General features: G+C 57.0%; 15 protein-coding genes and 1 pseudogene. 7 read left to right on the forward strand and 9 right to left on the reverse strand.

Translation table 11 applies throughout. From position 1 onward, the window contains the following. Positions 1–354: 354 nt before the first annotated feature. Entirely contained in the window at positions 355–996 is a 642-nt protein-coding gene (locus tag F591_RS0123825; RefSeq protein ID WP_019537113.1) for a UPF0158 family protein, read from the reverse strand. 387 nt (positions 997–1,383) lie between these two features. Here F591_RS0123825 and F591_RS0123830 point away from each other — a divergent pair, with 387 nt between their 5' ends. The 3 genes and pseudogenes from F591_RS0123830 to F591_RS28900 all read left to right on the forward strand — a co-directional run. After that, entirely contained in the window at positions 1,384–1,941 is a 558-nt protein-coding gene (locus F591_RS0123830; protein WP_019537114.1) for a PadR family transcriptional regulator, read from the forward strand. A gap of 20 nt (positions 1,942–1,961) precedes the next feature. Next, positions 1,962–3,113 carry an MFS transporter gene (locus F591_RS0123835; RefSeq protein ID WP_019537115.1) on the forward strand — a complete coding sequence of 384 codons (1,152 nt, stop codon included), beginning with the start codon at positions 1,962–1,964 and terminating at the stop codon, positions 3,111–3,113. A 110-nt stretch (positions 3,114–3,223) separates the two neighbouring features. Then, positions 3,224–3,540, forward strand: a pseudogene (locus F591_RS28900) (adenosylmethionine decarboxylase); the annotation flags it as partial. A gap of 229 nt (positions 3,541–3,769) precedes the next feature. On the opposite strand, the gene F591_RS0123850 reads toward F591_RS28900, so the two are convergent. Further along, on the reverse strand, positions 3,770–5,173 hold the full coding sequence (locus F591_RS0123850) for a PASTA domain-containing protein (protein ID WP_019537117.1): 1,404 nt from the start codon (positions 5,171–5,173) through the stop codon (positions 3,770–3,772). 254 nt (positions 5,174–5,427) lie between these two features. Between F591_RS0123850 and F591_RS29755 the strand changes: the two genes are divergently transcribed. Next, positions 5,428–6,453: an NAD-dependent epimerase/dehydratase family protein gene (locus F591_RS29755; protein WP_019537118.1), complete on the forward strand. Its 1,026-nt coding sequence runs from the start codon at positions 5,428–5,430 to the stop codon at positions 6,451–6,453. 162 nt (positions 6,454–6,615) lie between these two features. Here the strand turns inward: F591_RS29755 and F591_RS0123860 are convergent, their stop codons facing one another. The 4 genes from F591_RS0123860 to F591_RS0123875 all read right to left on the reverse strand — a co-directional run bounded on the left by F591_RS0123860 (position 6,616) and on the right by F591_RS0123875 (position 12,479). Beyond that, the gene (locus tag F591_RS0123860) at positions 6,616–8,955 is read right to left on the reverse strand and encodes a helix-turn-helix domain-containing protein (RefSeq protein ID WP_019537119.1); all 2,340 of its coding nucleotides are present in this window, start codon (positions 8,953–8,955) and stop codon (positions 6,616–6,618) included. Positions 8,956–9,077: 122 nt separating this feature from the next. Continuing rightward, a complete protein-coding gene (locus F591_RS0123865) occupies positions 9,078–10,592 on the reverse strand; it encodes an extracellular solute-binding protein (protein WP_019537120.1) in 1,515 nt (504 codons plus the stop codon). A gap of 41 nt (positions 10,593–10,633) precedes the next feature. After that, the gene (locus F591_RS0123870) at positions 10,634–11,506 is read right to left on the reverse strand and encodes a carbohydrate ABC transporter permease (RefSeq protein WP_019537121.1); all 873 of its coding nucleotides are present in this window, start codon (positions 11,504–11,506) and stop codon (positions 10,634–10,636) included. Positions 11,507–11,519: 13 nt separating this feature from the next. After that, positions 11,520–12,479, reverse strand: a complete 960-nt coding sequence (locus F591_RS0123875; RefSeq protein WP_019537122.1) for an ABC transporter permease — start codon at positions 12,477–12,479, stop codon at positions 11,520–11,522. Between the two features lie 332 nt (positions 12,480–12,811). Between F591_RS0123875 and F591_RS28910 the strand changes: the two genes are divergently transcribed. Next, entirely contained in the window at positions 12,812–14,701 is a 1,890-nt protein-coding gene (locus F591_RS28910) for a heparinase II/III domain-containing protein (RefSeq protein ID WP_019537124.1), read from the forward strand. A 158-nt stretch (positions 14,702–14,859) separates the two neighbouring features. On the opposite strand, the gene F591_RS0123890 is transcribed toward F591_RS28910, so the two are convergent. The 3 genes from F591_RS0123890 to F591_RS0123900 all read right to left on the reverse strand — a co-directional run bounded on the left by F591_RS0123890 (position 14,860) and on the right by F591_RS0123900 (position 18,137). Then, positions 14,860–15,753 carry a carbohydrate ABC transporter permease gene (locus F591_RS0123890; RefSeq protein ID WP_019537125.1) on the reverse strand — a complete coding sequence of 298 codons (894 nt, stop codon included), beginning with the start codon at positions 15,751–15,753 and terminating at the stop codon, positions 14,860–14,862. 20 nt (positions 15,754–15,773) lie between these two features. Next, positions 15,774–16,670 carry a carbohydrate ABC transporter permease gene (locus F591_RS0123895; RefSeq protein ID WP_019537126.1) on the reverse strand — a complete coding sequence of 299 codons (897 nt, stop codon included), beginning with the start codon at positions 16,668–16,670 and terminating at the stop codon, positions 15,774–15,776. 102 nt (positions 16,671–16,772) lie between these two features. Further along, positions 16,773–18,137, reverse strand: coding sequence for an ABC transporter substrate-binding protein (locus F591_RS0123900; RefSeq protein ID WP_019537127.1), 1,365 nt, complete (start codon positions 18,135–18,137; stop codon positions 16,773–16,775). Positions 18,138–18,840: 703 nt separating this feature from the next. On the opposite strand from F591_RS0123900, the gene F591_RS28915 reads away from it, so the two are divergent. Both F591_RS28915 and F591_RS32440 read left to right on the forward strand, forming a co-directional pair. Continuing rightward, positions 18,841–19,644: an IS1595 family transposase gene (locus tag F591_RS28915; protein ID WP_281166727.1), complete on the forward strand. Its 804-nt coding sequence runs from the start codon at positions 18,841–18,843 to the stop codon at positions 19,642–19,644. Positions 19,645–19,752: 108 nt separating this feature from the next. Further along, a partial coding sequence (locus F591_RS32440) for a hypothetical protein (protein WP_211217626.1) occupies positions 19,753–20,109 on the forward strand: 357 nt, incomplete at its 3' end.

The following is a 20,109-nucleotide window of genomic DNA, read 5'->3' on the forward strand; positions in this document are numbered from 1 at the left end:
CTTCGTCAGCGGCCGTCACCTGCGGTGCTGAAAATTCAACATGCGGATGACGCTGAATTTTCAGGAGCGACGCCTGTGACAAGCGATTTCTTCGCCACCCGTCGTCCCTTGCAGAACTGAAACTTCGCCGACGGACTTCGTCGAACTATCAGGATAGTTCATTGTATGTGGGCAATGGCCTATACGTGCCTGGCCCAGGGAAATATATCTTAGCCCTGCAGCAGCCGGTGAATAATCAGTCAACAGGTTCACGGCAGGAGATCGTTGTTTGCAAATGTAAGAAAATAAAAAGCATTGCGCTCTTAAATAGGGTTCGCAATGCTTGACTCATCCTTCTTCACAGGTCAAAATAACTTACTCCATCGTTGCTTTCACACCGATCGATTCCAGCCAATCCATGACACGCATGCGATCCCGCTCTTCAATAAAATCGTGATACCGCTCTAACAGTTGATTATCGGAAGATAACGCGTGCTTAAACCTGCGGGCCATTTTTTTGCCGCCTCTTGTCATGATGTGCATCAAGGTGGATTGGAGCTTTTTATCTTCAAGCGTTGCGCTAAAATCCATCATGTCCGAGTACCGTTCACCCGGCCACCGATGCGGTATTTGAAAATACACCTCATTGAGTCCTTCTTCAATAATCTCGCTTAACGCCTCATCCTCTTCATCCCGGTCAAGCGTTCGCAGTTTGACAACATCCCCTGTTTCGATATTCAGGAAAACGTCGATCCCGTCAACAAATTTATGGTAGGCATTCACGCTCTCCTGAAACTGCTGCCTGGTGCATTTCAACTCCCGTACATGGCCTCCCCCGGCCTTCTCTTTCATCATTGCTTCCCTGCTTTGCTCCGCCTCATATTCCCCCCATGTAATTCCATAAGGGAAGCCGCCATCCGTATATCCTGCAATAAAATAAAAATTCTCGTCTTGGTCGAACAGCCTCGTCGTATCCTCTTTGAAATTTTTTCGCTTATTTTTCTTCTTGCCGCGCATAAAGACCCTCCGCTTAAATTCATCGAATTTATTATTGGTAACAAGCAATTAACCCGCTTTATCCGCGAGGGGACTGCAAGGGTAAGCTAAAGCGAACCATTTCCCCTTGGTAGAACAACAAAAAAACAATTGACAACGAGAAAACTGTATCTCTTACATTAGAGAGACAAGGGGCCCTTGTCAAATTTCTCATGATGCATCAGCATAACCGGCGATTCGATCGGCCTGCCAGTCGCCAGCAAGCAAGCGCATCCGCTCCTCTAGCCCGGCAAGCGGCAGCGGTTTTCCCATCATGCGCAATCTTTTTTTCTGAAACGACTAGATATATATATCGATCCGATATACAATATATGTCGATACGACATATTTGAAATGGGTGAAGCTGGATTGTACGAACTGTTTGTGCTGGCGGAACTGATGACGGGCGAGAAGCATGGCTACGTGCTGCAGGATATTCTCAAAAACTCGGTCGGGCTCGGGAGAAAAATCAGCTCAGGAACGCTGTACCCGCTCTTGTTGCGCATGATGGAGACCGGATGGATTCGACTGCGGATGGAGGAGGAAACGAAAGGAGGACGCACGAAGAAAATCTACGCGATCACGGACGCCGGGCGCGAGCAATTCCAGCAGCTGATGAAGGAGCCGCTCGATCCGAATATGGACGCCCTCGCCGAGACGGAAACCATCGTCCGCTATAAAATGGTGTACTTCCAGTATGTAGACAAAGAGGTGCGCATCTCCTGCCTAAAGCAGTATTTGCAGTTGCTCGAGAAAAGCCAAAGACACGTCCTGGACTCCGAATCGTACCTTCTCACGCACAAGCCCGAGCCCGAAAAGCAGCGCGTTCAGCTGCTGCGGGTATTCGATCTTCACAAGCGGACTGGAGAGGTGAAGCTGCGCTGGGTCCGGGAAGAGCTGGCGCGGATTGAAGCGGAAGAAGATTAATCAATCGTTGGAGGATGACCATGGAGAAACTGTGGACCAAGCCGTTTATTCAAATGACGCTTGGCATGCTGATCTTATTCACCGGGTTTTATTTGCTGCTGCCGACAATGCCGCTTTTCATCAAAGAGCTGGGCGGCACCGAATCGCAGGTCGGCCTCGCGGTAGGGGTGTTCACGCTGGCTGCCGTCGTATTTCGCCCGCTCGTCGGCGGACTGCTGGACCGGTTCGGCAGAAGACCGTTTATGATTGGGGGACTCGTCTTTTTTATTTTGTCGATGTATCTTTACGATTGGGTCGGCGGCATTGCGATGCTGATCGCGCTGCGCGTGCTGCACGGCGCCAGCTGGGCTTTCTCTACAACGGCCGTCAGCACGTCGGTCACGGACATTATCCCGATATCGCGCCGGGGCGAGGGCATGGGCTGGTTCGGCATGGCGATGACGATCGCGATGGCGATCGGCCCGATGCTCGGGGTGTGGGTGCTGCAGAACGGCTCATTCCACCACTTGTTCCTGCTGGCGACCGGCCTTTCAGCCGCCGCTCTGCTGCTCGTGCTTACGATTCGCATTCCTTTCCAGCCAGCAGGAGCGGCGAGGAAAATCCAAATTTTCGAGAAATCGGTGCTCCCCGTCACGACGTCGCTGTTCTTTCTCACCGTCGCTTACGGCGGCGTCACAACGTTCTTGCCGCTGTTTGCGGATGCGATCAAGGTCAATTCGGGCACCTTTTTCCTCGTATACGCCATAGCGCTAACGCTGACAAGACCTGTGGCCGGCAAGCTGTCCGACCGGTTCGGCGAAGGGTACGTCATCCTGCCGGCCCTGGTCATCACAGCATTGTCGCTGCTGGTGCTAAGCTTCGCCAGCGGCCTGGGAGGCATCATTGCTTCCGCCGTGCTGTACGGCATCGGCTTCGGCTCGGCGCAGCCTGCCCTGCAGGCAGCCAATCTGCGGCTCGCTCCGCCGGACAAGAAAGGAGTCGCCAACGCTGCGTTCATGACCGCGTTCGATCTCGGCATCGGCCTCGGCTCGATTTCCCTCGGCCTGGTGTCCCAGCATGCGGAGCATGCCGTGCTGTTCGTCGTCTGCGCGATGTCCGTCGCCGTATCCGCGCTCATTTTTGCCGTTATGGCCAGAAAACGGCTGGCAGCCGGAGCGGGAGCGGAAGCGTAGGTTCGCTTGCAGCCCTGGCACATTTTTTCCCGTTCGCTATGAAGGCGAGGAATAATGGGCAAAATAAGGGGTAACGGAAAAATCGAAAGGAGCATGACGATGGAAGTTACGAGTATCATCCGACGGAAGAGATCAGCACGTTCCGCGCCGACATCGACATCTCGACCTGCGGAGAAATTTCGCCGCTCAAAGCCTTGAATTATTTGATCCGTTCCTTCGACACGGACATTATGATGATCGATTACCGCGTGCGCGGCTTCACCCGGGACATCAGCGGCAAAAAGCTGTTTATCGATCACGACATCAGCTCGATCCAAACGACATTCCGGGCGAGATCAAGGCGCAGTTCGACATGATCGACGTGAACGTCTATCCGGAGCATATGTTTCATACCAAATGCAAGCTCAAGCAATTCGATCTCGACAACTAAGACTAAAATCCCCGATTTCTCAATGAGGAAATCGGGGATAAAAAATTTATTATAACAGTTTATGTCCGTAGCCAAGTAACAGTTCCCGCAATTGCATCAGCAATTTGGAGAAAATATTTATCATCCACACCTAAATCGCCGCTTCTCGCCCCGGCTATGGGGTCAGGGGGCAAGCAGATACGGCTTTGGCCCTCGCTTTTCCCCAGGTAAACTTGGAGCATTGACATTAAGGCGCTCCTCTGCTCACATAGAACGTAATTCGGGTTCCTTTGGGAACCTCTGTACCCGGCTCAGGCACCTGCTTGAAGACCACTCCCTGCTCTTGATCGCTCGGCTCGATAAAATAATCGTACTTGAGCTGCAGAGCGAGCGCTTCTTTCTCCGCCGTTTCCCGCGTCAAGCCGACCAGCGGAGGAACGTGCACGGTATCGCCGTCGGTCTCCGGCTTCTCCGGAAGCACCATCGGATCGGGCTCGGACGGCTTGCCGTTGCGGCCGGCATTCGCCTCGCGGCCAGCATCGGCTTCGCGGTCGGCGCCCGCTTCTGCGGAACCACCACCCCCGGATGGTCCGCCTGCTCCTGCGGAACCGCCCCCGCCGACCTCCGCCGGCGGAGGCGGCGCGGCCGACTCGCGCTCGATCGGCTGAAACGACTGCCGAATCCAGATGGCGGCGACCACGAGCACGCACAGGACGGAGACGCTGACCGCCGCCACCCGGCGGAGGCGCCAGCGGGGCCTGCCGCCGGCGCGGTCGCCATCGTCTTCCTCGTCCGCCTCATCCTCGTCGTACGCTGCGTCTTCAGCATCCTTGGTGTAGGCGACCGCATCGCGATGCGCCGGGTATTCCGGCGGCGCGCTGCGGACAGGCTCCTGCCGCGGCGGCGCAAAAGCCGCTCCCGAAGAAAAACTCGACCGCTCCTCGACGGCCGCCGCCTCCTTGGAAGCGCCGATTTCCCGCAGCGCAAACAGAAAAGAGCTCAGCGACTCGCCGCCCTGCAGAACGCGCTGCAGCAGCTCGATCAGCCGCTCCGTCTGCGCCGGCGTCGCTCCGTGCCGGGGCATGTGTCGGCGCAGGGCGAATTCCAGCGTTTCCGCGTCAGGCGGCAGCTCCGCAGCGGCGGTAAAGCATTGAACGAGCAGCGCCGCCAAACCTGCGGCGCCTTGCCGCCTTTTATCCGCTTCCTCCCAATAATTGACGATCATCCAGCAGCCGTCCGGCCGAACCCATACGTTGTCGGCCGTCACGGAGAAGCCTTGAATGCCCGCCTCCAGCGCTTCCAGCAGCGATTTGCCGAGCTCCGTGACGGATGCCAATATACGCCCGGCCTCGATATTCCGCCGTTCGATCGCGGACAGCAGCGGCTCGCCGTCGTAAGCCTTCAATACCATATACGGATGGTCTTCGTGCAGACCCGCATCGAAAATATGAATAAACTGCTCATGATCGAACCCGGATACGCGGCCCAGTCTTTGCAGATACGAGCCAGCTTCCCCGGCATTCTCATTCGCCGCAATGTATAAAAAGACGTCCCGGTTCAAGGCCAAATCTCTCGCCCTGTATACCGAATGCCGCTTCCCCGTCATGACGCGCTCTTTCAGCACATAACGTTCCCCAATCGTTGCCTCCATCGGTATTCCCCCTTCTGTCAGCAGATGAAGACAGCCATCTTGCAATGATATATATATTCGCAGCAGCGATTTATTTTAAGGTGAAAATTCCGCGGTTTCAGCCAGCGAGTTGCCGGTGGGCATACGTCCGCTTGTATAATACTATAGCTTGCTTCCGATCAAGTGGCAAGCAAGTTCAAGAGAACCGGCCCTCTTGCATATTCTCCATATCATGATATGCTGGGGAAAGACTGATATAGAAAGAGGGCGAATCGATGGACGTACTGATCTTGGGAGGAACCGGAGTGATCAGCCGGCAAATCGTAAACCGGCTGCTTACGGGGGGACATCGCGTCTCCGTCTTTCATCGGGGAAGCAAGCAGCTGCCGTTTGCCGGGGAAGTCGAGACGCTGACCGGCGACAAGTCGGACGAGCAGGCGTTTCGCCAGCTTATGCGCGGGCGACGGTTCGACGCGGTGATCGATATGATCTGCTTCGATGAAAGCGACGCCCGCGTCTCGTTCGAGACGTTCCGCGGCGCGGCCGGGCAGCTCATCGTCTGCTCATCGTCGGCGGCCTACAAGCGCCCGTTCCGATCCGTGCCGGTCCGCGAGGACCTGGAGGAGCTGACGGACGATCCCGTATTTCCTTACGCCTATCATAAAGCCGAGGCCGAGCGCTATCTTCGGCAGGCCTCATGCGCCGAGCTTCCGGTGACGATTATCCGGCCTTCGCTCACGTACGGCGAAGGCGGGGCGAATCTCGGCGTGCTGCGGCAAAACGTCAACATCGCGCACCGCATCCGCGCCGGCAAGCCGCTGGTCATGTTCGGCGACGGCCGCACGCCGTGGAGCTTCACCTTCGCTCCCGATTTGGCCAAGGCGTTCGTCGGCGCCGTCGGCAACCCGAAGACGTACGGCCAGGCTTATCACGCCACCAGCGAGGAAGTCCGCATTTGGGACGATCTCTACCTGGAATTCGGCCGTATCCTCGGCATTAAGCCGCATATCGTTCACCTGCCCAGCGAGCTGCTCATGAAGGCCGACCCTGCGCTGTTCTCGCATCTGTACTATGAGAAAAGCTACCCCGGCCTGTTCGACAACGCGAAAATCAAAAGGGATATCCCCGAATTTCAAGTGGAGATCTCGCTGCATGACGGGCTGCGGATGATGCTGGACTGGTACGAGCGCGAAGGCCATCTGCCCGACCCGGACAAGGAGCGGCTGGAGGATCGGCTCGTCGATATGCACAGGCAGTGGGCGAACGCCTGCGCACAGCTGAGCAGCAAGCAGGACTACTGACTATCGGCATTGACCTTGACTATTGACTATCGGCAATCGGCATGGACTGCCCTCGCTCGCGCTGATGCCGGTCTTATCGCCACGAATGCCCATCACCGCCATATACAAACATATACAATGAGGATACACTCATAATTTCTAGCCGGCCTGCTCACGGTCCGGCTACTTTCCTTTCTTCGCCGGATCGTCCGCCCCCGCATATTTGAGCCGATATTCCCCCGGCGTCATCCCGCACATCCGCTTGAACACCCGGATGAAGTTTTGCGCGTTGTTGTAGCGCAGCCGCTCGGCAATATCGGCCACCTTCAGATCGGTTGAGGTGAGCAGCTCCCTGGCCCGGTCGATGCGGTACGCGATGATGTAATCGCTCGGCGTCATCCCCGTCGTCTCCTTGAACATCGAGCTGAACTGGGAGCTCGGCATCGAGACGAGATCGGCCAGCATCGGCTGCGACAGGTCGCTGTCGTAATGCCTGTGGATATGCTCCAGCACCTTGCCGATCGTATCCTGCTGCCGCCGGCTGCGGCTCGATACGATATGGCCGATGACAGCGGGATAGATCTCCTTTTTCAGCCAGGCGACGATCTTATCGCATGATTTGAGCTGCGTCAGCCGCTGATACAGGTTGTATTCGAAAATTTTAGGGCCGTGCTCCGGGTCCAGCTCGTACAGCGTCTTGAGGGAAGCGGCAATCAGCTGCACGAACGACTGCTGCAGATGATCCCCGGAGGTGTACTGCCCGCCGTCCTTCAGCCTGGACGCAAACTCGTCGACCCCGCGGCAAGCCTGGAGCAAATTGCCCAGCTTGAGCCCCGTGACCACCGTCTGCTCCTGTTCGATCGGGTAGACGAAAACGGACTGCTGCGGCATGACCGACTCGATGAAGATCACCTTGCCGCTGCCTTGCACGAGCTGGAATTGAAGCGCTTCCTTCGCCTCGCGGTACGAACGGGGCACGCCCTCCAGCCCGAAATAGCTCTTTCCGATGCCGATCGTAACCGTCACCTGCAGCAGCCGCTCGATGACCTCGTGCAGCTCTTCCGCCATCTCAAACACCGCCGCCTGCAGCTCGTGCTGGCTATGCCCGTCTTTCCCGTGGTTGATCAGCACGGCGATATGGTCTCCCTGCCCCCGGAAAGCGGCGCCGCCCGCGCGGTGCGCGACGATTTCCCTAGAAATATTGATCGCCGCGTACATGAACAGATTGATATCCTGCTCCGTTTGGCCCCGCATGTCGTCGAGCTCGATACATAGCACGGTAAAATAAGGCGCGGGCATCTCCAGCCGGTAATACACCAGCTTGTCGCGGGCCTCCTTTTCAGTCATCGGCTCGCTCAGGAGCCGCTGCAAAAATCCGCTGCGCAGCGTCGGCATCGATTCCTGGATCTGCTGCTCCAACTTGTCATTCGCGGAATGAAGCGACTCCACATAATGGCGGATGATGCCGAACTCGTTGCGGACGCGCTGCGGCTGCGGCAGATGCCGCCCCGCCTTCTTCACCGCGTCCACGACGCCGCTCAGCAGGCTCATCAGGCTTCGCGCCAGAAGCACGGCTGCCGTCAGGCTGATCAGCATCAGCAGCAGCGTAAGCGCCGCGGTCGAGCGCTTGATCCAGCCGACGTGCGTCGTGAGTTCGTCCACGGGTAGCACAGAAATGTATTTCCAGCCGTTGTACGGTGACCTGTTGTAGTTGAACAGCATCCTTTGACCGTCGATTTCGTCGGAGAACACCTCCTCCTCCTTGTCCGACGCCAGCAGACGATGGATAACGGGGGAATCGAAGTCGTCGCCCAGCAAGCTTTTGTTCCAATCCGAGAAAACGTTGCCCGAAGGCGTCACGATCAGCATCTCTCCGGTCTGTCCAACCTCCATGCTCGTGAACACTTTGAAGAACGCCCTGTCGTTCATTTCGATAATGAGATAGCCAAGCGGCTTGTCTGCCGCGATCGGCAGCTGCCGGACAAGCGTCACCATGTGCGAGCCGCCCCGCGGCAGCTGCGAATCGGACTTGCGGTCCGTCCAGAAGAACGGGCTGTCATTCGTGCGAAGCTCCTGCAGCAGTTGCGGGTCGAGCCGGTCCTCGCCGGCAATGCCCTGGCTCGGGTTGACGGTCAGGCGGCGGTCGGCCATATACAAATACACCGCGTTGACGTCGTCGATCAGCCCTTCCATCGACATCATCGCCGTCATGACCTGGCTGAACGTCTCGGCATCCTCGTACGGATTCGCGCTCGACAGGAAGCGCTTGAACGCCGGATTGAAGGCGTGCTGGAGCACGATTTTGTCCAGCTGAATCAGCTTCTCGTCGATCCGCTCCTGAATTTGCCGGACCGCCTGCCGGTTCGCCTTGCCCACTTCCGCGAACAGCGAATGGCTCGCGGCGGCATATGTGACCGCACCCAGGATGACGACCGGCACGACGGCCAGCAAGGAGGCGGCGATAATCACCTTCAGCTTCATCGGTCCGTGCGACCACATCTCGGTCAACATGCGCAGCAGCAATGGCTTCACTCCTTTCGCGGGTTAAGCCCGGCTCCCGACACGGCAGCAAGCCCTCCCCCGCCCCCGGGAAGAGCTCTGCCGCTTGCCGCTTTGGCATTACATTTCGGCTATTTAAGAAGCCGTCACTTTGGCTGAGCCTGATACCATTCGTTCGTTTCCTTCGTAATCTGGGCGCCGCCCTGCTCCAGCCACTGCTGCACGAATCGGTCGAATTCCTCGAGCGGCACCTTGCCCATGACGATCTTGACGAACGTCTCGTCGCGCAGCTTGGTCAGATCGGCCTGCTTGTCGATGGCCGACGGAGCCACGAACGACAGCGCGGGATTTTTGATGCCGAGATCTCTCACCATATCGAGATTTTCCCGCTGCGTCTTCTGCACGCTCTCCGGCGCCGTCATCACGACGTAGCTGTACGGATCGTACGGATTGTGCGGGATGACCGCATCGACGCCGTCGGCCTTGTATTTTTCCACATTGACCGTGATTTTGCCGTCCGCGCTTTTCGTATGATGCACGCCTTCGATGCCGTAGCGCTTCATCTGATAAGCCTCGTCGCCGGCCATCCAGTCGAGCAGCCTCATGATGCGCTGCGCTTTCTCGTCGTCCGTCTTCGCCGGGATGACCCATTGGCCGAAAAAGCCGGACGTCTCGCTGAAGCCCGACACTCCGGTCGGCCCCTTCGGCGGGCGGATCATGATCAGGTTCGCCTTCGGATCGACCTTGGCCAAATTTTCGACGTAGCGCGCGTAGTCGCTCGTCTGTCCGCCGATCAGAATGCCGGCTTTGCCGCCTTCGAGCTTTTCCCATACCTGGGAGTTTTTCAGCACGGCAAAATCCTTGTCGAGACCGCCGTCCTGATACAGATTGCGCAGCCATTCCAGCGCCTGCTTGCGGCCGGGGGTTATCGAGTCGCTCATCAGCGTCCCGTCCTCCATCACCCTCCAGCCTGCGCCCATATCAAAAGCCATCCAAAGCGGGTCCATATGCGAAATATTTTCGCCGAACGCGATGCCGAACGTATCATCCTTGCCATTCTTGTCCGGATCGTCCTTCGTGAACCGGACCGCCGTCTCGTACAGCTCGTCGGTTGTCTGGGGAACCGGCAGGCCCAGGTTGTCGAGCCAGTCCTTGCGGATCATTACCGCCGACCGGTTCAGCGCCCGCGTTCGCGGCACGCCGTACAGCTTGCCCTCGATCTTCACGTTATCGAAGATGCTCTGCGGGGTCTTCATAATATTCGGCGACGCCTGAACGAGTTCGTCCAGCGGGAGGAAAGCGCCCTGCGCCACATATTTATTCAGCTCGGGATCGGGATATTTCGTCCACAGAATCAAGTCGGGCAAATCGCCCGAGGCAAGCGTCACCTTCAGCTTGTCTTCGTAGCTGTTGTTCGGCACCGCCATCGGCTCGAATTCGATGTTGAACTTGTCCTCGATATATTTCCAGACCTCGTTCTTCTGCGGCGGCTCGTTGTACAGCGGGTACATCATGCTGATTTTCAGCCGCTTCTCCCCGCCGTCTCCCCCGGCCGCCCCGCTGCCGCCCGCGTCGCCCGAGCATCCAGCGATGGTCGCAGCCGCCAGCGCTGCAGTCAGCCCGGCTGCCGCCGTTTTTTTCGCGTAATGGGTGTTCATCATCCGTGAAAGACCTCCCTCAACTTTATATAATAAAAGCGGTTTCAACCTTTGACAGAGCCGAGCAGCACGCCTTTGGCGAAATGCTTTTGCAGGAAAGGATAGACGAGCAGAATCGGCACGGTCGCCACGATGATGGCGGCCATCTTGATCGTGGCCGGGATAATGTTCAGTTCCCCCATCGCGACCTCGAAATCTTGGGTCGAGCCTTCGATGATCATCTGCCTGAGCACGACCTGGATCGGCCAAAGATTCGATTTCGTAATGTACATCACCGCCGCGAAAAACTGATTCCAGTGGCCGACCGCGTAAAACAGCGTAAACGTCGCCAGCGCCGGCATCGAGAGCGGCAGCACGATGCGGAACAGCACGCCGAGATTTTTACAGCCGTCGATCCTGGCGGCCTCCTCCAGCTCTTCGGGAATGCCTTGAAAAAAGTTTTTCATAATAATCAGGTTGAACGCGCTGATCGCGCCAGGCAGGATCAACGACCAGACCGTGTTCATCAGGCCGACGGATTTGACGACCATATACGTCGGAATCATGCCGCCGCTGAACAAAATCGTAAAGACGACCAGAAACAGCATCGTCCGCCTGCCCTTGAGCCGTTTTTTGGCCAGCGGATACGCCATGAATACCGTAAACACCAGATTCGTCAGCGTCCCCACAACCGTAACGAAGACGGTCGTCATCAGCGAGCGCACGAAATGGGTGTTGCTGAATATCGTGCGGTATGCGTCCCACGTCACCTCCTCGGGCCACAGGATGAGCCCGCCCCGCAGCACCTGCTGCAGAGGCGCCAGCGACGTAGCCAGAATGTACAGAAACGGAAACAGCGTCACCAGCGAAAAGACAATCAGTATCGCGACATTGGCCGCGTCGAACAGCCTGCTTCCGAGCGACGGTTTGTAATGCATGCTGCGCTCCCTCCTAAAATACGCCTTCTTCCCCGAATTTTTTGGTCAGCCAATTGGCCCCGAGCACGAGCGCCAGCCCGACCAGCGATTTGAACAGGCCGACCGCGGTCGTATAGCTGAATTTGCCGCCGATGAGTCCTTCCCGGTATACATAGGTTTCGAAGACGTCGCCGACGCTCATGACGGTGGAATTCAGCATCAGGAACACATGCTCGAACCCGACGTCGAGAATATTGCCCAGGCGCAGAATGAGCAGAATGAAGATCGTGCTGCGAATCGCCGGCAGCGTAATATGCCATAGCTGGCGCCAGCGTCCCGCTCCGTCCACGATCGCCGCCTCGTACAGCTGCGTGTCCACCCCCGACAGCGCCGCCAGGAAAATAATCGTGCCCCACCCCGCTTCCTTCCAGACGCTTTGCGAGACGAGCAGCGTGCGGAAATATTCGGGCGTCGTCAGAAAAGCAACCTTTTCTCCGCCGAACGCGGCGATGATCTCGTTCACGATGCCGCCCTGCGTACCGAGCAGCAAATACGTCATGCCGACTACGACGACCCACGAAATAAAATGCGGCAAATAAATGATCGTCTGGATCGACCGCTTGAACAGCTGATGCCTCAGCTCGTTCAAAAGCAGCGCAAGAATGATCGGCGCCGGAAAAAAGAAAATCAAATTATAAAAGCTGATCAGCAGCGTGTTGCGGAAAATTTCCCAAAACTTGTCGTAGGCGAACAGCTTGGCAAAATGCTGCAGCCCTACCCAGTCGCTGCCCAGTATCCCTTTAAACGGGGAATATTCCTGGAAGGCGATCACGACGCCCCACATCGGGACATATTTGAAAATGATGAAAAACAGCAGTCCCGGCAAAAGCAGCAGGTACAAATCCCAGTCCATGCGAAGGGTGCCGCCGCGCTTTTTGCGCCTGACCAAGGGACCGTCGGCCGCATCGGCCGCTTTCGCCGCCCAATCGTTCATCGTTCGTTCCTCCTCCCTGTGTCAACGGCCAAGCCTTGATCCCGGCGTACCGGACCTCGGCGCCTTTTGCTTGACCTTGTGCGTTTTATTGTAAAAGCCCGCCCTTTAAAAAGAAATAATCATTTGAACGGATTATCGGCGCGGCGGGCAGGGAGGGCATAATCATCTGAAATGATGGTTTTTTCCTTTGCTGGAATAAAGTACAATGAGGCCAAGCAGCAAATCCCTGAAGCCGATAAGCTCGCCTGCGATCTGCGCGATCAGGATCAGTGCGAATAATTGCGGCCAGAAGGTTGGACCCATTAAGATGAATCGAAAGGATGATCGAAAGAATGGATGAACCGATGAGGCCAAGCCGTTATACCGCTTCCGAGCTTGCCGACCTGCTCCAGCACCAGCAAAGCTTTCGCCCGTACGCCGTTTACGGCGAACGCGCCTACTGGGAATCGCTGCCCGCCGAGCTCCGAAGCGAATGGATCGCGAAGGGCGAGGCGCGCCTTCACTTCGCATGGCCGGCGCTGCTGGCCATGCGCTATATGGACTTCGCGGCGAACGGCAACCGCTCCCGCTACGAAGCTGTGTACTTTGAGCGCCGGCAGGCGCTGACGGCGCTCGTCGTCGCCGAATGCATGGAAGGGCGGGGCCGGTTCATTGAACAGATCGTCAACGGCTTATGGTGCATCTGCGAGGAATCATCGTGGACAGTGCCGGCTCATATGTCGCTCTCCCGCAGCAGCGCAGGCCACGGGCTGCCCGACGTCCATGATCCGGTCATCGACCTGTTCTCCGCCGAGACGGGGGCGCTGCTCGCCTGGACGGCCTATTTGCTGGCCGACCCGCTGGACCGGATCAGCCGCATGGTGCTGCTCAGGGTTCGCCACGAGCTTTCCCGGCGGCTGCACGCGCCTTTTCTTGAGCGGGACGATTTTTGGTGGATGGGCTTTACCGAGAGGAAGGTCAACAATTGGAATCCGTGGATTGTCTCCAACATCTTGTCCTGCTTTCTGCTGATGGTGGAGGCTCGCGACGTCCGGGCGCAGGCGGCGGCTAAAGCGCTGAACTGCCTAGAGCGCTTCACGGCGGTATACAGCGAGGACGGCGGCTGCGATGAAGGCCCCATGTATTGGGGACACGCCGGAGCTTCCTTCTTCGACGCGCTGGAGCTGCTGTACCTGGCGAGCAGCGGCCGCATCTCGTTTTACGAGGAGCCGCTTGTCCGCGAGATCGGACGGTACATCACGCGCGTCCATATCGACGGCCCGTATTACGTCAACTTCGCCGACGGCGACGCCAAGTTTACCGTATACGGGGACGTCATTTACCGGTACGGCCTGCGGATCGGCGACGAGGCGATGCGCTCGCACGGCGCGGAAGCTTACCGTCAGCATTGGAAGGAGGACAAAATGCACGCCGGACTGCTGCGCATCTTGCCCGGGCTGGCTGTACACGGCGAATTGATGGCGTACGACCGGCCGCCGGTACTGGAGCGAGACGTCTGGCTGTCCGGCATCGAGGTGTTTGCGGCGCGGGAGCAGACCGGCTCGGCCAAAGGCCTGTACGTGGCGGCCAAGGGCGGACATAACGGCGAGAGCCACAATCATAACGATATCGGCCATTACATCGTATATGCTGACGGCCAGCCGATGATCATCGATCCCGGCGTGGAAACCTACACGTCCAAAACATTCAGTCCGCAGCGGTACGACATCTGGACGATGCAGTCCGCCTACCACAATCTGCCGACCGTGAACGGCTGCCAGCAGGCGCCGGGGGAGGAGCGCCGGGCGGCGGACGTCCGCTATGCCGCGACCGACGAGCTCGCGGAGCTGGCGCTGGACATCGCGCCCGCCTACCCGGCCGAGGCGGGCATCGCTGAATGGCGCCGCAGCGTCGGGCTGCGCCGGGGAGCCGAGCCATCCGTCGACGTCGTCGACCGGTTCCGGCTGGCCGCCCCGACAGCGGATATCCGCTTAAGCCTGATGACGCTGCCGGAGCCGCAGATGGATGACGCCGCCGGCGGGCGCATCGTGCTGACGAACGCGGCCGGTACCGCGCTCGGCGTCGAATTCGACGCAAACGCGCTGACCGCGGAGGCCGAGCCGCTGGCCATCGAAGACCCGCGCTTGCGGGGCGTCTGGGGCGATCGGCTGCACCGCGTCGTTTTCCGGCCGAAGCGAGCGGTGCAGGAAGCCGAATGGCGCCTGCGCATCCGCAAGCAATAACCGCGCAGCAAAAAAAAGTCCCGGCGCCTTGCCTGCATCGGAGCAGGAGGCGCCGGGTCTTATGGTTTATTAAGCTTTACCATATGGGGTCGACCGGTCGCCGTGATGCTGTCATGCTGCGCAGCACCGCTCTCCAGGAGCCGCGCCGCTGCCAAGCGTCAGCCTTTGACCGAACCTGCCGACATCTGCATGAACGACTTGTTGGCAAGCACATACACGACAAGGATCGGCAGGATGGACAGGCAGGCGCCGGCCAGCATCAGGTTCAACTGGGCCGCATCCCCCGTGCCGTAGCGCAGGCTCGCCAAACCGACGGTCAGCGGCTGCAGCTTGGGCGTGCTCATCGTAAACACGAGCGGCAGGATATATTCGTTCCAGGCGTGGCGGAAAGCGAACAGCGCCGATACGCCGAGCCCCGGAGCGACGAGCGGCAGCACGATTTGCCAGTACGTGCGGAAATAGCCGCAGCCGTCGATCATCGCCGCCTCGTCCAGCTCGCGCGGCACGCCCTTGAAGAAGCCGAGCAGTATAAAGAAGGTGGAGGCATGGCCCGCGATCAGAATGATGATGACGCCCCACAGCGACTTGTTCAGTCCGAGCGCGATCATAATATCGTACTGCGGACGAAGCACGACCGCGCCGATCGAAATAAACATCGTGGCCGATTGAATCACGACGAACAGCCGCTTGCCCGGAAACGACAGCCGATCTACCGCATACGCCGCCATCGAGGCGACGATCAACGTGCCGATCGTCGTCATGATGCTGATGTAAAAGCTGTTCCAGGTGAACAGGTCGAAATTGCCTTTTTGCCATGCGGTCACATAGTTGCCGAACTGCCAATCCTTCGGAAAAATCGTATCGCCGAGATTGATCTCGATATTCGTCTTGAACGAGTTGATAATCGCCAGCACAACGGGCAGCAGCGTAACCAGCACCATCGCCAGCAAAAAAGCCCACAGCAGCAGTTTGCCCGACCAGCGGCTGAAAGCACGCGAACCGCCGCCTGCGCTTCTGCCGGGCACGCTTGCGGACGCTCCTGTATTCATCATGTGCACGCTCCTTCCCTAGTTTAGTGTATTTTGTTCAATCGCTTGGACATATAAAAATACAGCAGTGTGATCAGGCCGACGATCAATGCCGTGACGAAGCCGGCGGCGCTGCCGTAGCCGAACTGCGTCTGCACGCCCGAGCCCGTCGATACCGGGAAGAACAGCTTATACACGTAGAGGAACATAACTTCCGTTTTGCCGATCGGTCCCCCCTCAGTCAGCACCATGATGCTCTCATAGCCCTTCAGCGAGTTGATGATCGCGTACATAATAATGATTTGCAGCACCGGACCGAGCATCGGAATCGTAATGTACCAAAATTTTTGCGCTTCGTTGGCTCCATCTAGCGATGCGCTCTCATAGACGTCTGTCGGAATGTTCTGCAGCCCGGCGATGAACAGCAGCATATAGTTGCCGAAGGCGCCCCAGGCGGCGATCAGAATCGCTGTCAGCATCGCGTACTTTTGCCCGAGCCAGTCGATCGGCTGATCGATCAGGTGCAGGTTGATCAGCAGCTTGTTGAGAATGCCGTTGTACGAATTGAAAATAATAAAGAATACGACCGCCATGACGGCCGAGCTGATGACCGTCGGCATAAAATAAACCGCCCTCAGCACCTGACGCCCGCGAATCGCCCGATTCAGTATCACCGCCAGCAGCAGGGAAATCGGCAGCGTCAGGATCAGCTTTCCTCCTGCATAAACAAACGTATTAACGACCGACTCCCAGTACAGCTCGTCCTGAAACAGCTGCTTGAAATTGTCCAGCCCGATAAAAACCTTGTCTCCATAGCCCTTGTAATCGTAAAACATATATCGAATCGCCCAACCGATCGGATAGACGGAGAATACGAGGGTCAGGAAGATACTCGGGAAGACGAAGGCGGAGCCGATCGCGTTAAGCTTGGTTTTATTCATAAATAGCCTCCTCCGTTTCGCGGTTCATCAATGGAAGATGGGACCTCCGGCTTCATCGAAGGTCCCATCCGGTACGGACATGCTCATCGCTTGGCCGGAAAATTATTTCAGCTGCAGCGGATCGAAAGCCGGGTCGGGCTCCGCTTTCACATCTCCCGCCTTTACTGATTTATCCAGCGCCTCGTTATAGCGAGTATTCAGATCCTGGATGATCGCGTCGATATTCCCGCCCTCCAAAATATACTTCCAGAACGCGTCGGCATATTTCAGCCCTTTCAAATTGCTGTCCACGTTCGGCTTCACGGGCCAGATGACGTCGCTTTCGGTCGGGACGAAATCCTGATAGCCGTAAATATCCGGCACCTTCATTTTTTGCGCGACCGACTGCAGTACGGGCATGCCGAGTCCCGCCTCGGCGTATTTGATCATGTTCTCTTCGCCGTACATATACTCGACGAACTTCCAGGCCGCTTCCTTATTGGCGGATTTGCTGCTGATCGCCAGCCATTGGGCCCCGTTCATGCCGTTTTTGCCCTTGATCGTGCCGTCGATCGAAGGCACGGGAGCCGCCGCCCACTTGACCTCCGTCGGGAACTGCGTCTGATAGACGCCGATCTCGGCCGAATACGACAAGTACATGCCGATTTTGCCTGCCGCAAACTGCGCGCGCAGCGGATCGATATCGAGCGATTCGACGCCTGGAAGCATGCTGCCGTCGTCGCGAATCTTTTTCAGCGCTTCGACGACCTCCTTGTATCCAGCGAAATCGTACTTGCCGGCCTTGAAATCGTAGCCGTCGACGCCGTAACCGCTCACCTCAAGAATGTTCCGGACGGAGCGTTCCATGGCGCTGGTCGGGTTTTTGAAGTTCAGCGCAAAGCCGTAAATGCCGTCCTTCTTGCCTATCTCGGTAATTTTTTTCGCCGCGTCCACCATTTCGTCCAGCGATTTCGGTGGATTCGCGATGCCCGCTTTTTCGAACAAATCTTTATTATAGACCAGGCGTATCGTCGTTCCGCCATTAGGCAGCGTATAGATGTGATTGTCGTACGTGTTGGCGCTGTCGCGCAGCGTCGATTCGAACCGCTTCTTTATCTCGTCGGACATGAACGGCTCCAGGGGTTCGAAATATCCTTTGCGGGCCATATTGACGAAGTCCATTTTCGCGGAAAAAACGTCCGGAGCCTGTCCGCTCGCAAACGCCAGGTCGACGGACTGCACGAAGTTTTCGGACATCACATTCACTTCAACTTCGATGTTGTCCTGGTTCGTCTTGTTGAATTGATCGACGACGCCTTTAATGTAATCCGCATCGTGACGGTCAACCGTCCAATAGACCAGCTTCGTTTTTCCGTTTGCCCCTTGACCGCTTTCACTGCCTCCAGCATTCTCTTCTCCGCCGCAAGCGGCGAGCGTACCGACAAGCGCCACGCTGAGCGCCATCGCCACCGGTTTTCGCAAGTTCATCGATGCAGCCTCCCCTATTTCTTCTATTAGCATCTGCCTGATGACTCCATCATAGTCGAATTTCCGCGAAAAGGGAGTGCGGTGAAACGACGAACCTAGGGAAGATATCCTACGCTTATCATCATTATCCCCTTCGCTCAGACACCTTTTTCCTAGTGGTCTTCTGATCCATCCCCTTATATCCCCCGACCCCTGTGACCATCTATCTTTTCCCCCTACATCCGCCGACCCCTGTGACCGTCTATCTTTCCCCCCATCCGCCGACCCCTGTGACCATCTATCTTTTCCCCCTACATCCGCCGACCCCTGTGACCGTCTATCTTCTCCCCCTACATCCCCCGACCCCTGTGACCGTCTATCTTTCCCCCCATCCGCCGACCCCTGTGACCGTCTATCTTCTCCCCCTACATCCCCCGACCCCTGTGACCGTCTATCTTTTTCCCCCCATCCGCCGACCCCTGTGACCGTCTATCTTCTCCCCCCATCCGCCGACCCCTGTGACCGTCTACCCAACTTCTTACGGCCATTATCCCCTCTGCTCAGAAATGTCGTTTGCTTATTTTAAAATGGAATTAGAATATTTCATTAGGGAAATTTTTCTTGACAGAGGAACTAATGTTCGATAAAATTAAATCAAGAACATTTGTTCCGTACAGAGGGGGGAGGAGCCTTGAGGAATGTGACTCTGGATAACTTTGACGAAGTGTTTCCTTCGGAGAGAGCTTGTTTTGACTTCGTCTTTTCCTTGAAATGGCCGGACGGATTCCGCTGTCCGCGCTGCGGCCATCCCCATGCTTATACCGTTTGCTCCCGTCGAATTCCGCTGTTCGAATGCCGCTCGTGCCGACATCAGACTTCGCTGACTGCAGGGACAATTTTAGAAGGAAGCCGTACCGATCTTCGCAAATGGCTGCGAGCCTTGCTGCTTGTTTCCAGGACGGAAGAGGGGACGAACGCCGTTCAATTAAGCCGCGAGATTGGCGTCACTTATAAAACGGCATGGCTTATGCTCCATAAAATACGCCGGGCCATCAGCGCCTCCGATGCTCGCGAACCGCTCGCCGGCATCGTCCAGGTTCAAGCCGCTGTTCACGGCCGGCCCCACAATCCTACGACTTCGCTGCACCAGCAGGAAAGCCCGCTGCTTGTAGGCGCGTCGACAGACGCTGGAGGCGAGCCCTTCTATGTAAAAATGAAGCTTGTCTCTTTAAAGCATATGAGCGGCAAACTGGTCACTCGATCCGGAACAAAAGCGTTTACGGACGATCATGTGAAGGCCGATGCTCATGATCTTCATATTGTTGCCGGGCGTTTCAGCTCGCATCGGTTCAAATCGCTGCTCTCGTTATTCAATGAGACCAGAAATTGGTTGAACGCCACGTTTCATGGACTTGAACGAAAATATCTGCAGTCTTATCTGGACGAGTTTTGTTTTCGATGGAATGCAGTACGTTCAGGCTGCGAAGTGTTCGAGAGGCTATCTCGCGTCTGCTTTGGATTGAGGTGAGCAATTTTGGATTAAGGTAAGCATTATTATACAATCTGACCGTTACTCTTGATCGCCTCACCCCCCCTTGCGAGAGCGAGTCCAAGATTAGATTTCAGCAGTGAATGATTGCAGTCTGACTTCGTTGATGCACCCGCAGTATCGCTACTGGGCGCCGTTTGGTCGTCGTTTTCGTCATCGGTCGGCGTCTGCGCCGTTTGGTTGTCGTTTTTTCGTCATCGGTCGGCGTCTGCGCCGTTTGGTTGTCGTTTTTTCGTCATTCGTCATTCGACCTTCATTCAGTCGTCATTTCGATTGTCGTTTGGCAATCTCTCGGTCGTCATTATTTTGCTGTTCGATCGCCATTCTTCGGCACTCGGTCGCCATATGCGCCGTTTGGTCGCCATATGCGCCGTTTGGTCGTCGTTCTGTCGCATTTGGCCGTCATCGTCCTCGTTCGGTTCGTCGTTCAATCACAATACAATC

This window comes from Paenibacillus ginsengihumi DSM 21568, assembly GCF_000380965.1.
Taxonomy (GTDB): Bacteria; Bacillota; Bacilli; order Paenibacillales; family NBRC-103111; genus Paenibacillus_G; species Paenibacillus_G ginsengihumi.